At 72.0% G+C, this 14,326-nt stretch carries 10 protein-coding genes; 2 read left to right on the top strand and 8 right to left on the bottom strand.

What is annotated here, in order from left to right:
- The first annotated feature begins 198 nt into the window (after positions 1–198).
- Positions 199–975, top strand: a complete 777-nt coding sequence (locus tag WMF28_RS13270; RefSeq protein ID WP_437602559.1) for a hypothetical protein — start codon at positions 199–201, stop codon at positions 973–975.
- Positions 972–1,970, top strand: coding sequence for a HupE/UreJ family protein (locus tag WMF28_RS13265; RefSeq protein ID WP_437602558.1), 999 nt, complete (start codon positions 972–974; stop codon positions 1,968–1,970). Before WMF28_RS13270 ends, WMF28_RS13265 begins: the two co-directional genes overlap by 4 nt.
- Before the next feature lie 602 nt (positions 1,971–2,572).
- Here WMF28_RS13265 and WMF28_RS13260 read toward each other — a convergent pair.
- The 8 genes from WMF28_RS13260 to WMF28_RS13225 form a co-directional block, all read right to left on the bottom strand.
- Entirely contained in the window at positions 2,573–3,958 is a 1,386-nt protein-coding gene (locus tag WMF28_RS13260) for an MFS transporter (RefSeq protein WP_437602557.1), read from the bottom strand.
- Between the two features lie 383 nt (positions 3,959–4,341).
- The gene (locus WMF28_RS13255; RefSeq protein ID WP_437602556.1) at positions 4,342–7,380 is read right to left on the bottom strand and encodes an ATP-binding protein; all 3,039 of its coding nucleotides are present in this window, start codon (positions 7,378–7,380) and stop codon (positions 4,342–4,344) included.
- The gene (locus tag WMF28_RS13250; RefSeq protein ID WP_437602555.1) at positions 7,377–7,619 is read right to left on the bottom strand and encodes a hypothetical protein; all 243 of its coding nucleotides are present in this window, start codon (positions 7,617–7,619) and stop codon (positions 7,377–7,379) included. Before WMF28_RS13250 ends, WMF28_RS13255 begins: the two co-directional genes overlap by 4 nt.
- Before the next feature lie 108 nt (positions 7,620–7,727).
- Positions 7,728–8,690 (bottom strand): macrolide 2'-phosphotransferase, encoded by a 963-nt coding sequence (locus tag WMF28_RS13245; RefSeq protein WP_437602554.1) that lies wholly within the window; start codon positions 8,688–8,690, stop codon positions 7,728–7,730.
- Between the two features lie 287 nt (positions 8,691–8,977).
- Positions 8,978–10,138 carry a DTW domain-containing protein gene (locus WMF28_RS13240; protein WP_437602553.1) on the bottom strand — a complete coding sequence of 387 codons (1,161 nt, stop codon included), beginning with the start codon at positions 10,136–10,138 and terminating at the stop codon, positions 8,978–8,980.
- 2 nt (positions 10,139–10,140) lie between these two features.
- A complete protein-coding gene (gene meaB, locus WMF28_RS13235) occupies positions 10,141–11,133 on the bottom strand; it encodes a methylmalonyl Co-A mutase-associated GTPase MeaB (RefSeq protein WP_437602552.1) in 993 nt (330 codons plus the stop codon).
- A gap of 1 nt (position 11,134) precedes the next feature.
- Positions 11,135–13,783, bottom strand: a complete 2,649-nt coding sequence (gene scpA, locus WMF28_RS13230) for a methylmalonyl-CoA mutase (protein WP_437602551.1) — start codon at positions 13,781–13,783, stop codon at positions 11,135–11,137.
- Positions 13,776–14,228, bottom strand: coding sequence for a VOC family protein (locus WMF28_RS13225; RefSeq protein WP_437602550.1), 453 nt, complete (start codon positions 14,226–14,228; stop codon positions 13,776–13,778). The genes scpA and WMF28_RS13225 overlap by 8 nt, the downstream gene beginning before the upstream one ends.
- Positions 14,229–14,326: the final 98 nt, after the last annotated feature.

Here is a 14,326-nt window from a genome sequence, read left to right as displayed (position 1 = left end):
ACCGGCGCGGCTTCGGGCGGAGCCGCCCCCCACCCGTTCATGCCAGGATAGCGGCCACGCAGGGCCGCGACCAGCAAGCGGCTACGGCACCGATGGCGTCGAGCGCGGCCCCCGCAGACTGCGGCGAGAAGGCGGCCCCTTCGATACACAGGTACCATGCCTGAGACCAGCGGGAGAACCATGGGGAGCTTCGCTCGGTTGCTCCGAGAACCGGTCATTCATTTCCTCTTCATCGGCGCGCTGTTGTTCCTCGCCCACCGGCTCATCGCTGGCGATCCGAGGAGGATCGTCGTCGGCCCGGGGCTGAAGGCGGACGTGGAATGGCATTTCCTCGATGAGACGGGGCGGGCGCCGACGGAGGCGGAGCTGATGGCGGCGCTCGACGCGTGGAAGCGGGACGAGGCGCTCTATCGTGAGGCGCTGCGGGAGGGGCTCGACCGGCAGGATGCGGCCGTGCGGACCCTGCTGGCGGACAGGCTGCGGGCACGGGCGGCTCAGCAGATGGCGGCGCGGGAGCCGACAGATGCAGAGCTGGACGCGTGGTTGGCTGCTCACCGGAGCCAATACGAAGCACCGCTGCGGTACAACTTCGAGCTCGTAGCTTTTCCCAAGAGCGACCCAGCTGCAGAGACGCAGCGGTCGAAGGTTCGGCTCGCGCTGGCCGACGGCGCGGACCCGAGGACGCTCGGTCGTCCGATCGTGGGCGGCAACCTCACCCGCGACAAGCTCGCAGCCAAGTTCGGGCCTGCGGTCTCCGAGAGCATTTGCAACTTGCCGCTCACAACATGGCAGGCCCTGGAGATCGAGGACAGCCTGCTGCTCGTGCGGGTCAACCGGATCGATGGGGGGCTGCCCAGTCGCGAGGCATTGCGCCCGACCCTCGCCGCCGACTGGGTCGCCGCGAGGAAGAAGCAAGCCGTCGACGACTTCGTCGAGAGCGTCGTCGCGCGGTACCGATTCGAGGAGAAGCCTTGAATCGTCTGTATCTGCCCCGGCTGGCTCGGTCCCTGCCGCTCTCGCTGGCCGTATTTCTGGCGTCTGCCCCCGCAGATGGCCACGACCACAATCCAGCGTCTCTTTCGCTGACGGAAGTGGAAGGGCACGAGGGGCGGTTCCTCGTACGCTGGGAGCCGAGCTCGTCCACGCTCACGTCCAAGCTTGAGGCGCCCGCTGTGTTCCCCCCGCCCTGCAAGCTCGACGGCGCATTCCTCGACTGCGGTCAAACCGGCTTGGTCGGCACCGTCGAGCTCCCTTGGATCGAGGGGACCGAGACCAACGTGATGGTGGCGATCGAGTGGCGGAGTGGGAGCCGACTTCTTCGGGTGTTGACCGGCAGCAACCCGAGCGTGGTGGTTTACGGTATTCCCGCTTCCGCAGGGCTGCGCGCGCTGAAGCCGATCGTGGTCGATTACACGTGGCTCGGCATCGAGCGCATTCTGACCGGGTTCGATCATCTTCTCTTCGTCGTCGCGCTCACCCTTCTCGTGCGCGGCGGCCGGAAGCTGGCCGGCGCCGTCACGGCCTTCACGGTCGCGCACAGCCTGACGCTGGCCTGTGCCGTCTTCGGCTGGTTGACGTTGCCGGCCCCGCCGGTCCAAGCGGCCATCGCGCTCTCGATCGTACTGATTTGCGGCGAGTGCATACGGCCGACCGACTCGCTTACCAGCCGGGCCCCGTGGATCGTCACGTTCGCCTTTGGGCTGCTTCACGGGCTCGGATTCGCGTCGTCGCTGCTCGACATCGGGCTGCCGGAAAAGCATGTGCCGACCGCGCTCTTGTTCTTCAACGTGGGCGCGGAGATCGGTCAGCTCGGCGTGATCGCGCTGGTGGTCGCGCTGAGCCTCTTTGCCGCGCGGGTTCCCATGCAACCAGCGACGGTGCGGCGCGGTCTGGTGTATGCGATGGGCGGAATGGCAGGCTATTGGTCGATCGAGCGCATCGTGGCGACCCTGACGGGCCCCAGCTTGTAGCGAATGCCGCAGGTCACCTCCGGCACCAGCATGGAGTCCGGCGGCGTGACGACGGACACGTGGCAGCTGCCCGACCACTTCCCGCCGATCGATTGAACGGATACCCAGACGTCTGGCCGTCCGGGGTCAGACGTCTGACTGCCCGCGCTCGGCAGCGAAGATCTGGATGGAACCGCCCTGCCGGCGCGTCTCAGGGCACCTGCATCTCGAACGCCACCGCGTAGTTCACGAGAGGACACAGAGTTTCTTTGTCCTCTCCTCTCTGTGTCCTCTGTGCCTCTGTGGTTCAACTTCTTCTACACCACGGAACCAGGGACGGACTCAGGTGACGAGGTACCGGCGACGCGGCAAGACGGAGGGGAGTCGTGGAGCGAGCCCGAGACGGGCGCCCTGCGGGTTCGAGAAATCCATGTCCTCGACACGCGGGTTCGCGAGCGCGCATGGCGCGCGGATGGGCATCGAGCGCGCTGCGACGCGATGCCGCCGATCTCGGCGGGTGCATTGCGGTCCCGCGGGAGCGCGGTCCGCTTCGGTCATCTCGGGCTAGGCGGGGGTGACGGCGCGCGGCGGCGCGCCGTCCGGCGAGGCGTCGCCTCCAGGCGTCAGGACTCGCGCGCGTGATCGAGCTCGTCCCAGATGCGCACGTCGCTCCGCTCCTTCAGGTAGATCCCACCGACGACCACCGTGATGAGCGCCACCCCGATCGGGTAGAGGAGACCCGCGTAGATGTTGCCGGTCGCGACCGTCACCGAGGAGGCGATGAGCGGCAGCATCCCGCCGAACACGCCGTTGCCGACGTGGTACGGGATCGAGAGCGACGTGTAGCGCACCTTCGCAGGGAAGGCCTCGACGAGGTAGGCAGCGATCGGGCCGTAGACCATCGTGACGAAGATCACGAGCACGAACACGAGCGCGGTGAGGATGACCGGGCTGTCCGCGTTCTGCTTCATCAACCAGAACACCGGGAAGAACCCGATCGCGCCGCACAGGTTGCCCGCGAGCATGATCTTCTTCCGGCCGATGCGGTCCGAGAGCGCGCCGAAGAACACGAAGAACGGCATGCCGAGGGCGAGCGCGGCGGCGATCACGACCGTGGCCGTGATGAACGGGACCTTCAGCGTGTTCTGCAGGAAGTAGAGCGCGTAGAACTGCCCCGTGTACCAGACCACGCCCTGGCCGGCCGTGGCGCCGAAGAGGGCAATCAGGATGACCTTCCAGTTGCGCTTGTTGCCGAGGCTGTCCTTGATGGGAGCGGACGACGTCTTCCCCTCCGCCTTGAGCTTGGCGAAGATCGGCGACTCCTTGAGACGGACACGCACGTAGAAGGACACGCCGACGAGGAGGACCGACAGGAGGAACGGGACGCGCCAGCCCCATTCCTTGAAGGCCTCCTCGCCGAGGAGCAGGCGGGTCCCGAGGATCACCGCCAGCGAGACGAACAGGCCGAGGGTCGCCGTGATCTGGATGAACGAGGTGTAGAAGCCGCGCTTCTCGTCGGGCGCGTGCTCGGCGACGTACACCGCCGCGCCGCCGTACTCGCCGCCGAGCGCGAGGCCCTGCACGAGCCGGATCAGGACGAGCGCGATCGGAGCGAGCATCCCGATGCTGTCGTACGTCGGCAAGAAGCCGATGAGCGCCGTCGCGCCGCCCATGAGCAGCAAGGTCACGAGGAACGCATACTTCCGACCGACGATATCGCCGATGCGCCCGAACACGAGCGCGCCGAAGGGACGGACCACGAAGCCTGTGGCGAACGTGCCCAGCGTCAGCAGGAAGCCCGCTGTCGGGTTGTCCTTCGGGAAAAAGTGGGTGGAGATGATCGCGGCGAGGCTCCCGAAGATGTAGAAGTCGTACCACTCGATCATTGTGCCGCCGGCGGACGCGAAGATGACCTTCCAGAGCGTGCGGCTGTCGACGACCTCACGCGCGCCCTTGCTGGCGCTGCTCGTGGGGTTCACGGCGAGGATTTCGGGAGACGTCTGTGCCATGGGAGCGGTTCCTCGAAGGAGTTCCAGCGCTTGTCGGGAGGGCTGAAGTCGGGCCTAGGGCCGGCGTCGAGCCGTGGAGAGAGAGCCACGGTGTCGTTCATGGCCTCTCGTCCCCCGCGCGCGACGGCGTTGACGGCGTGACCGTCGCGCGCGGAGGACGAGAGGCCGGGCAGCGCACGGCAACGCGTGGTGCGATGCCATGTCACCCCGCTTTTCCGTCTCCAGCTCTCCAGGATCCGAATATCACGCAAAGAGCCGAGAGAATACCCGTTCCGTCACCGGCCAATCACGTAGGCCGGCTCGTGCGATGACGCTCCGTTACGATCGGTAACACCCAGCAGCGCTCCAGGTGCCCCTCTCGTCGTCGGCGCGCAGGCACGGGCTCATGGCGCCGCCTCGGGCCCGCGCCGCGCCCCGGTCGCGCCCGCGAGCGGGAGCCGCACGACGACCGTCGTCCCCTGCCCCACCGCGCTCCGCAGCGTGAGGGTGCCGCCGTGATCCTGGACGATCGAGCGCGAGAGCGGCAGGCCGAGGCCCGTGCCGCTCGGATCGCGCTTCGTCGTAACGAACGGCTCGAGCACCGCGGCGAGGAGCTCCTCGGGGATGCCGCTGCCGTGGTCCTCGACCTCGACGACGATCTCGCCGGCCTCGAGCCGCCCCCGGACGGCGATGGTCGCGCCGGCCCCGGAGGCGTCGCGGGCGTTCGCGAGCAGGTTGACGAAGACCTGCACGAGCTCGCGCCGATCCCCGATGACGACGAGCGACTCCGGGCAGGCCTGCTCCACGAGGACGTGCGGCGCCGCGCGGTCGAGCCGGAGCAGCCGCTCGGCCTCGGCGACCACCTGGGCGAGCGACACGCGCCCGACCCGCGCGCGCGGGCTCTCGCCGGGCGACGGCACGGCGCCGGTGCGGCTGTGCTCGAGCAGCGTTCGCAGGATGGCCTCGATGCGCGCCGCCTCGCCGAGGATGAGGCCCGCCCGCGCGCGGATCTCGTCGCTGTCGGCCTCGGCCCGGAGGTTCTGCGCGAGGCAGGCGATGCCCGTGAGCGGGTTGCCGACCTCGTGGGCCACGCCCGCGGCGAGGCGGCCGATCTGGGCGAGGCGATCCCGGTGGGCGAGCTGCGCCTCGAGCGCGCGCCGCTCGGTGCGATCTTCGACGAGGAAGACCACGCCCCCTGAGGCGGCGCGCGCGTCGAGCGGGTCGAGCGCGGCGCGGTGCACGCGCAGCGAGCGCGCGCGCCCGGCCACGTGCGCCTCGATCTCCTCGGCGCCCGCGCCGGCCTCGCCGGCGGACGCCGCGCGCACGGCGCGGGCGAACAGCTCCGCGAACGGGGCCGGCAGCCGGTCGAGCGGCGCCCCGACGAGGTCGCGCTCCTCGACGCCGACGAGCGCCTCGAGGCGCCGGTTGACGAGGCTGATCGCGCCGTCGGAGCCCACGGCGCAGACCCCGAGCGGCAGCTGCGCGAGGACCGAGCGGAGCCACCGCCGCAGGAGGTCGAGCTCCCGCGCCGCGCCGACGAGCCGCGTCTCCCCGCGCGCGAGCCGGCGCTCGAGCCACCGGAGCTCCTCGGTGAGCGCGCCGCTCACGGTCCCACGCGGCGCCGCCGCGGGGGCGTGCGCCTCCTCCTCCTCCGCGGCCGTCCTCGCGAGCACCGGGCCGACCAGCGGGGACAGGTTGCGGTGCAGGCGCTCCTGCAGCGCGTGGAGCTCGGTGGGGCGCGTCTCGTCGCGCGGGATGTCGAGCTCGATCCGGGCGCGCGTGACCTCGATGCCCGCCGCCTCGCGGCCGAGCAGCCGGGCGAGCCGCTCCTCCAGCGCGCCGACGCTCGTGGCCACGGTCGCGCGCTCCACCGACGGGCCGATCTCGCGCCGCCTGCACAGGCGCGCCGCCTCGCGCTCCGCCTTGGCCGGCGGGCGCAGGAGCGAGACGAGCCCGAGCGTCGCGCCGTTGACGGCGAGCGACACGAACGTCGGCAGCGACCAGGTGTCCGGGGACGCCGCGCGCGCGGCGCGGCCTCCGTGGTCCGCGCCCTCGCGCAGGAGATCGACCCACGCCGGATCGAGCCCTGGCATGCCGGGCAGGAGCGGCGCGAGGCACATGGCCGTCCAGATCCCGATGCCGGCGAGGAGCCCGGCGATGAACCCCGCGCGCGTCGCGCGCTCCCAGAAGAGCACGGCGAAGAGCCCTGGCAGGAGCTGCGCGAAGGCGATGAACGACACGATGCCGCTCTCGACGAGCAGCCCGCGGTGCGGTTGCGCGCGGTGGAAGAGCCACCCGCCGACGAGGATGGCGGTCAGGAGCCCGCGCCGCATCCACAGGACGCGCGCGTAGACGTTGCGGCGCAGCGTCCTGCGGGCGAGCGGCAGGAGCAGGTGCGTCGCGCTGTCGTTCGCGAGGGCGACGGCGGTGACCATGACCATGGCGCTCGCCGCGGAGATGCCGCCGATGAAGGCGGCGAGCGCGAGCCAGGGCAGGTCGAGCAGCTGGGGCACGAGCAGCACGTAGCTGTCGGCGGGCTCGGTCGGGGCGATGCGGGTCCCCGCCCAGAGGATGGGCAGCACGGGCAGGTTGAGCGCGAGCAGGAACAGCGGGAAGGCCCAGGCCGCCTTCGCGAGCGCCCGGTCCCCGGCGACGCTGGCGAAGGCCAGGTGCCATTGCCGCGGCAGGAGGAAGGCCGCGGCGAAGCTGATGACGAGCATCGAGGTCCAGCCGCTGTCCTCGCGCACGGGGCGGGCGAGCGCCTCGACCTCGGCGGCGTGATCGCCGAGCCAGCCCGCGAGGCCGCTCAGCCCGCCGAACGCCCCGAGCACGGCGATGAGGCCCACGGCCGCGAGCACGGCGAGCTTCGCCGCCGACTCGAAGGCGACCGCCGCCGCGAGGCCGTCCTCGCGCCCCTGCTCGGCGGACGGGCGGGCGCCGAAGAACGCCGTGAAGAGGGCGAGCAGCACGCAGAAGACGGCGCCGACGGCCTCCTCGTGCCCCGGCCCGGACAAGACGCGGACCGACTGCTCGGTCGCGCGGAACTGCTGCGCGACGTAGGGGACGCTGGCGACGAGGGAGAACGCGGCGACGAGCGCCCCGGCGGCGGGGCTCTGGAAGCGGAACGCGAGCAGGTCGGCGAGCGAGGAGAGGCGCTGCTCGCGCGTGATGTGGAGGACGCGCGACCAGAGGAGCGGCGTGGCCACGCACGCGAGCGTCGGGCCCAGGTAGACGGCGAGGAAGACGAGCCCGTGGCGCTGCGCGAAGCCGACGCCGCCGTAGTAGGTCCACGACGAGGCGTAGACGCCGAGCGAGAGGGCGAGGACGAGCGGGTGCCGCGCGAGCGCGCGGGGGATGCGCTCGCGCTGCGCGGCGAGCGCGATGGCGGCGAGCACGGCCAGCCAGGCCACCGTGGCGAACAGGAGGACGCCGATGTCGATCACGGCGGCGGCTCCCGCTCGCCGCGGGCGCCGTCGCCGCGGCCGGCGTCGCCGCGGTCGGCGCGCGTCGCGAGCCAGGCGAGCGCGATCAGCGCGACCCACACCGCGAAGACGGCCGCCACCGCGAGCGGGCCGCGCGCCCAGAGCAGGCGCGCCGGCGACACGAGGAAAAACGCGCCCAGCAGCACGAGCACGAGCGCGCGATCCGCCGCCCCGGCCTCCGCGTCGTGTCCTCCGCGCATGGGCAAGAGGCTACCCAGGGCCGGGTCGCGCTGTCATGCGAACTTGGAGGCGGCGAAATAGGTGGAAAATCTCAATGATTTTCGTGGGTTCCAGCTAACATGGGCCGCTCACCCGCTCTCGGACGCGAGCTGGTCGAGCATCGAGCGCGCGTACGCGATCACGCCCTCGTTGCCCGACTCGATCCCCCATTTCGCCGCGAGCGCGGGCCACGCCGCCCAGCGCTCGGCGGCGTGGGCCGCGAAGCCGGGCCATGTCGTGCCGCCGGCCTCCTCGAAGCGCGCGATGCACGCGTCCAGCGCGGCCTTGCTGAAGGCGCCGGCGAAGAGCGCGAAGTCGACCGAGGGATCGCCGAGGTGGGCCTCGGTCCAGTCGAGGATCCCGGTGAGCCGGCCGCCCTCGTCGAGGAGCATGTGCCCGGGGTGGAGGTCGCCGTGCACGAGGGCGAGGTGGCGCGGCCACACCGCGTCGTTCGCGAGCCAGCGCTGCCACCGCGCCCACAGGACGTCCGGCGGCGCCAGCGCGGCGCGCGTCTCGTCCATGGCCCGGGCGTGGAGCTGGCGCACGTCATCGATGGACTTCGCGGGGACGCCCGCCGCCTCGATCGCCGCCGCGCTCACGCGCTGCAGCGCCGCCAGGGCCTCTGCCATCGACGCGATGAACGCCGCCGAGGGCGCCGCCGGATCGACGCGGGTCCAGCGCACACCCGCCTCGGGATCCACCGAGACCGCGGGGACGTCGCCGAGCCGTGGATAGGCGATCACCTGGTCGGTGTGCACGCGCCAGTCGGGCACGGCGACCGGCAGGTGCTTGCGCACGAGGGCCAGCACGCGCGCCTCGACGCGGGCCGACTCGACGACCGCGCGCCGGCGCGGCGTGCGCACGACCCACGGCACGCCCTCCTCGTCGTGGGCGTGCACGACGAGGAAGTCGAGCCCGGTCTGGTCGAGGTCGGCGTGCGACGTGACGAGCCGGAGCCCCTCGCGGCGCGCCGCATCGAGGAGCGCGCCGACGGAGTCGATCGGCGCGAAGGAGGAAGGAGCCGGAGACGGGGTGCTTGTACGTTCGGTCATGATCGCGAGCCTCTTCGCGCGCCGTCGAGCCAGGCGACGGCGCGCGTGCATGGGGAAGACTCGCGGCGCGAGCTCACGACCGTTCAGGCGTGCGTGGCGTGTTCCTTCCAGGCTGCCGGGCGTGAGGCTCCGCGCCCCGGTCTTCCATGTTGCGGGGGGATCCCAGGAAGACAGGGCACGGACAGGCACCCGCGCGCTCGCCACGTCGCTCCGGCCGCGCCGGGGCTAGAGGGAGGACGAGGATGCCGAGCTCAGCGCAGCCGGGAGAATGCCACGGCCGGAGCATCTCATGCAGGGCTTGGCGCCGCAACGCCCTCGTCCCGCGCGAGGTCGAGGAGCCGCGCGAGGACGACCTCGAGCCACCCCACCGTGCGCCCGCACCGCCCGCTGCCCCGCGCCGCCGGCTCCCCGGCCTGGAGCGCCCGCGCCCCGTTGGCGATGCCGCCGGGCCGCCGTCGCAGGTGCCGCGCGCAGAGGTCGCGCAAGTCGAGGAACGGCGCGCGCCCGAGGCCCTCCTGCGCGAGCAGGTCCACCGTGAAGGCGCCCCAGGTGGCCAGCACGCCGCCGTGGCCGACGAAGGCGCGGAGCCGCGCCACGGCCGCGCCCGCGTCCTCGCCGTCGCGCAGGCGGGCCTCGGGCACCTCGAGCTGGTGCGCGACGCTCTCGCCCAGCGGGCGACGCGGGCGGAGGAACGCCTCGAAGCGCTCGCCCGACGCGCGGCAGGCCACGAGGTGCACGAGCTCGGTCCTGGGCTCGGCCGCGCCGGCGGCTGCCGGCCACCCGGCGTTGGCGCCGCCATCGACGAGCACGACCCTCGCCGGATCGGCGAGGTAGGGGCGCAGCGGCGAGAGCGGCGGGGCGGCCTGCGCGCGCCGCCGCCGCGGGGCGTCGCTCTTCGCCTGGTGCTCGATCTGCCGGTCGACCATGAACTCGAAGGCCCGCAGCATCGCGTCGAAGCGCGCGGGCTCGCCCTCGAGCGCGCCGAGCGCGCTGGCCACCGCCTCGACCGTGGCGAGGCACTCGGGGCGCGGCTCCTTGCGAATGCGGTAGTTGCCCGGGGCCCGGGGCGTCACGCCGATGCGGCGCACCGCGGCCAGGCGGGGGTTCAGCGCGAGCATCTTCCTCGCCTGCCACCACGTGCCGTCGACCACGATGAGCGAGCGCACCGGCGCCCCGTCCGCCGGGTGCGCGTCGCCCCCGGGATAGAGCACGGCCGTCGTCGGATCGGCGGCGAGGGCGGCGATCCGGGGGTCCTCCTCGAAGACCACCCCCTCGTGCAGCTCGGAGTTGGGCAGCGACAGGTGGGTCATGCGCGCCGTGCCGATGCCCACCCGCCGCTCGCGCGGGTGCTGGAGGAGCACGACCCGCGTCCTCGTCGGCAAGGAGGGCAGGAGCGCGCAGTAACAGACGGAACCGGGGCGCCGGCAGCGCCAGCAGACGTCGCGCATCGTCAGCCCTCTCCGGCCGGATCCCAGGCCGCCAGCAGCTGCCGCGCGGCCCGCAGCGGGCTGAGCGCGCCGGCCTCGACGAGGCCCTCCAGCCCGGGCATCCGCGCGCGCACGGCGGCGCTGCGCAGGAACGTCTCGCGCAGGTGCCCCTCGATGAGCTCGACGAGCCAGCGGCGCGCCTGCGCGGCCCGGCGGCGCGAGAGCCAGCCGCTCGCCTGCATGTGCGCGCGGTGGCGCAGCACGAGCTCCCACGCCTCGCGGACGCCGCGGTTCTCCTGGGCCGAGCAGGCGCCGACCACGGGCGTCCAGCCGTGAGGCGCCGGCGGGAACAGGTGCAAGGCGCTCTCATAATCGCGGCGCGATCGCGCGGCCCGGCCTTCGTTCCCGCCGTCGGCCTTGTTGATGATCACGAGATCGACGAGCTCCATGATGCCCCGCTTCATGCCTTGCAGCTCGTCGCCGGCCCCGGGGAGCAGGAGGAGCAGAAAGCAATCCGTCATGTCGGCGACCGCGACCTCGGATTGCCCGACACCGACCGTCTCGACCAGGATGTTGCGGTAGCCGGCCGCCTCGCAGAGAACGATGGCCTGGCGCGTGGCCCGCGCCACGCCGCCGAGCGAGCCGCCCGACGGCGACGGGCGGATGAAGGCCCGCGGATCGCTGGCCAGGCGCGGCATCCGGGTCTTGTCGCCGAGGATGCTCCCGCCGTGGACAGGGCTCGTGGGGTCGACCGCGAGCACCGCGACCGTCTCCTGCCGCTCGCGCACGAGGTGCACGCCGAGGGCGTCGACGAACGTGCTCTTGCCGGCGCCGGGCACGCCGGTGATGCCGAGTCGCGCGGCGCCGCCGCCGTGAGGCAAGCAGAGCTCCAGGACCTCCTCGGCGAGCTCCTGATGGCGGGGGAGCGCGCTCTCGGCCAGCGTGATGGCGCGCGCGAGCGCCGCGCGGTCGCCCGCGAGGAGGCCGTCGACGAGCTGTCTCGGACCCGGCTTCAACCTAGCGAGCCTCCTGCGAGGAGAGCCTGTCCATGAGCGTACGGACGATCCGCGCCGCGGCGTCGGGGATGACCGTCCCTGGCCCGAAGACGCCGGCGACGCCGCGCTCCTCGAGATAACGGTAATCCTGCGGCGGGATCACCCCGCCCGCCACGACAAGGATGTCCCCGCGGCCGGCCGCCCCGAGCGCGTCGATCAGCTGGGGCACCAAGGTCTTGTGGCCGCCCGCGAGGGAGGAGATGCCGACCACGTGGACGTCGTTCTCGACGGCGTGCCGGGCCACCTCCTCCGGCGTCTGGAAGAGGGGGCCGATATCGACGTCGAACCCGAGATCCGCGAAGGCGGTGGCGATCACCTTCATGCCCCGGTCGTGCCCGTCCTGACCCATCTTGGCGACGAGGATGCGCGGGCGGCGGCCCTCGAGGGCGGCGAACTCGCGGACGAGCGCCTCCACCTCGCGACCCGCGCCCGCCTCACGGATCTCGGCGCCGTAAACGCCGCTGACGGTGCGGACAGGCGCCTCGTAGCGGCCGAAGACGCGCTCCAGCGCGCCCGAGATCTCGCCGAGCGTCGCGCGGCGGCGCGCGGCAGAGGCGGCGAGCGCGAGCAGGTTCCCCTCGCCCGTCGCGGCGCAGCGGGTGAGCGCGGCGAGCGACTCGCCCACCGCGGCCTCCGCGCGGGCGGCCTTCACCGCGACCAGCCGCGCGACCTGCGTCTCGCGCACCGCGGTGTTGTCCACCTCGCGGAGCTCGAGCGGCGCCTCCCTCTCCAGCCTGTACGCGTTGACGCCGACGATGATGTCGCGGCCCGCGTCGATGCGGGCCTGCTTGCGGGCCGCCGCCTCCTCGATGCGCAGCTTGGGCAGGCCGTTCTCGATGGCCTTGACCATGCCGCCCAGCGACTCCACCTCCTGGATGAACCGCCACGCGCTCCGCGAAAGCCGCTCCGTGAGGCGCTCGACGTGGTGAGAGCCGCCCCACGGGTCGATGACGCGGCAGACATCGGTCTCCCTCTGCAAGAAAAGCTGCGTGTCGCGCGCGACCTTGGCCGAGAAGTCCGAGGGGAGCGCCAGCGCCTCGTCCAGGGCGTTCGTGTGGAGCGACTGGGTGCCGCCGAGCACGGCCGCGAGCGCCTCGATGGCCGTGCGGGTGATGTTGTTGAACGGGTCCTGCTCGGTGAGGCTCCAGCCCGACGTCTGGCAGTGAGTCCGCAGCGCCATCGATCTCGGGTTCTTCGGGTGGAACCCCTTCACGATCTTCGCCCACAGCAGCCGCGCCGCCCGCAGCTTGGCGATCTCGGTGAAATGGTCCATGCCGATCCCGAAGAAGAACGAGAATCGACCGGCAAAATCATCGATATCCATGCCCGACGCGATGCCGGTGCGCAGGTACTCGAGGCCGTCGGCGAGCGTGTAGGCGAGCTCCAGCTCGGCGGTCGCGCCCGCCTCCTGCATGTGATAGCCGCTGATGCTGATCGAGTTGAACCTCGGCGTCTTCTCGGCCGTATAGCGGAAGATGTCGGCGACGATCCGCATCGACGGCGCCGGCGGGTAGATATACGTGTTCCGGACCATGAACTCCTTGAGGATGTCGTTCTGGATGGTTCCGGAGAGGAGCTCGGGCCGCGCGCCCTGCTCCTCGGCGGCGACGATGTAGAACGCCATGACGGGGAGCACGGCGCCGTTCATGGTCATCGACACGCTCATCCTGTCGAGCGGTATCTGGTCGAAGAGGATCTTCATGTCCTCCACGGTGTCGATGGCCACGCCGGCCTTCCCCACGTCGCCGACCACGCGCGGGTGGTCCGAGTCGTAGCCGCGGTGGGTCGCGAGGTCGAAGGCGACCGAGAGCCCCGTCTGCCCGGCGGCCAGGTTGCGCCGGTAGAACGCGTTCGACTCCTCGGCCGTGGAGTACCCGGCGTACTGGCGGAGGGTCCACGGGCGGACCACGTACATGCTGGTATACGGCCCGCGCAGGAACGGCGGAATGCCGGAGGAGAAGCCGAGGTGCTCGGGAGGCGCGGTGTCCTGCGGGGCCGCGGCCGGCGCGGGGAGATCCACGGTGTCATCGAGCTGCCGCATCGCCGCCCGGGCGAGGCTCTGCGAGAGCTGCTCGATGTACCAGCAGCCCGCGGCGGGGCTGCCCTCGGCCTCGAAGCGGGCCTCCTCGCGGAGGATGACCCGGGCGTTGCCGAGCAGGCGCTCGGGCGGGGTGATCACGACGTCGTCCGCGCCGCCGGCGACGGCCGCCATCATCGCCACGATGCCGCGGAGGAGGTTCTTGTGCTGCTCGTCGCCGGGCACGGCGGCCGACGGGATGACGGCGGTGAGGGTGGCGCCCGGCCGCAGGCGCGCGGCGAGGAGGCGCGCGGCGAGGAGGCGGGCGATCTCGAAGAAGTAGCTGCAGCCGAGCGTGAAGCGCAGCTCCGGCGCGCCGCTCCGGAGCTCGGCGACGAGCGACGCAACGAGCGGTCCGCCCTCGGCCGCGGGGAGCGGGGGGCTGTCCGGCCCGAAGATCGGCGGCACGAGGAGCCCCTCGGCGCTCGCCCAGGAGAGATCGTCCGCGGTCTTGCCCTTGAGATCCCGCTGGAGCGCCTGCTTCCAGGTCTCCAGCGCGACCGGCGCGAACTCGGCGAAGAGCCTGTCATCCATGGGCCTGCACGACCTCGATGAGGTGACCGAACGGCGCGTCTTCGCGCGACTTCGGGTGCATGAAGAAGATCGTTGTGCCCCGGGAGCCGGGCCGGGGCGCCGCGTCGATGATGCGGAAGCCCCGCGCCTTGAGCTCGTCGAAGGCGGCCTGAACGTCGCCGACCCGGTAGGCGACGTGGGCGAAGCCCCCGCGTCCACCGTTCTTGTCGATGAGCTTCTGGACGGGAGACTCGGGAGAGAGGGGCTCGAGGAGCTGGATGTGGTTGTCGCTGTCGCCGACGCGCAGCATCACCTCGCGGACCTGATCCGTGCCCCGGACCTCCTCCCGGTGCACCTCGCGAAAGCCGAGCAGCTCGTAGGCCGTCACCTGCGCGTCGAGCTGCCCGGCGGGCACCGCCATGGCGATGTGGTCGATGAACAGAAAGCCGGGAATCTGGTCCTTCATCGCTCTCCTTCAGGTCAGCTTCAGGTCAGCGAGCAGCATCGAGCAGCGAGGCGTGGAGCGGATCGCCGCCTCGTGAAAAAGCAGAACGCCGGAGAAAT

It is taken from the genome of Sorangium sp. So ce590, assembly GCF_051521365.1.
In the GTDB taxonomy this organism is placed as follows: Bacteria; Myxococcota_A; Polyangia; order Polyangiales; family Polyangiaceae; genus Sorangium.
This window is presented reverse-complemented; position numbering and strand designations above follow the sequence as displayed.

What these genes read in the sequence shown, in the direction of transcription:
- WMF28_RS13250 (WP_437602555.1), bottom strand. Translation starts at nt 7,619, where the DNA reads ATGCGCGGAGGACACGACGCGGAGGCCGGGGCGGCGGATCGCGCGCTC.
- WMF28_RS13225 (WP_437602550.1), bottom strand. Translation starts at nt 14,228, where the DNA reads ATGAAGGACCAGATTCCCGGCTTTCTGTTCATCGACCACATCGCCATG.
- WMF28_RS13260 (WP_437602557.1), bottom strand. Translation starts at nt 3,958, where the DNA reads ATGGCACAGACGTCTCCCGAAATCCTCGCCGTGAACCCCACGAGCAGC.
- WMF28_RS13240 (WP_437602553.1), bottom strand. Translation starts at nt 10,138, where the DNA reads ATGCGCGACGTCTGCTGGCGCTGCCGGCGCCCCGGTTCCGTCTGTTAC.
- WMF28_RS13245 (WP_437602554.1), bottom strand. Translation starts at nt 8,690, where the DNA reads ATGACCGAACGTACAAGCACCCCGTCTCCGGCTCCTTCCTCCTTCGCG.
- scpA (WP_437602551.1), bottom strand. Translation starts at nt 13,783, where the DNA reads ATGGATGACAGGCTCTTCGCCGAGTTCGCGCCGGTCGCGCTGGAGACC.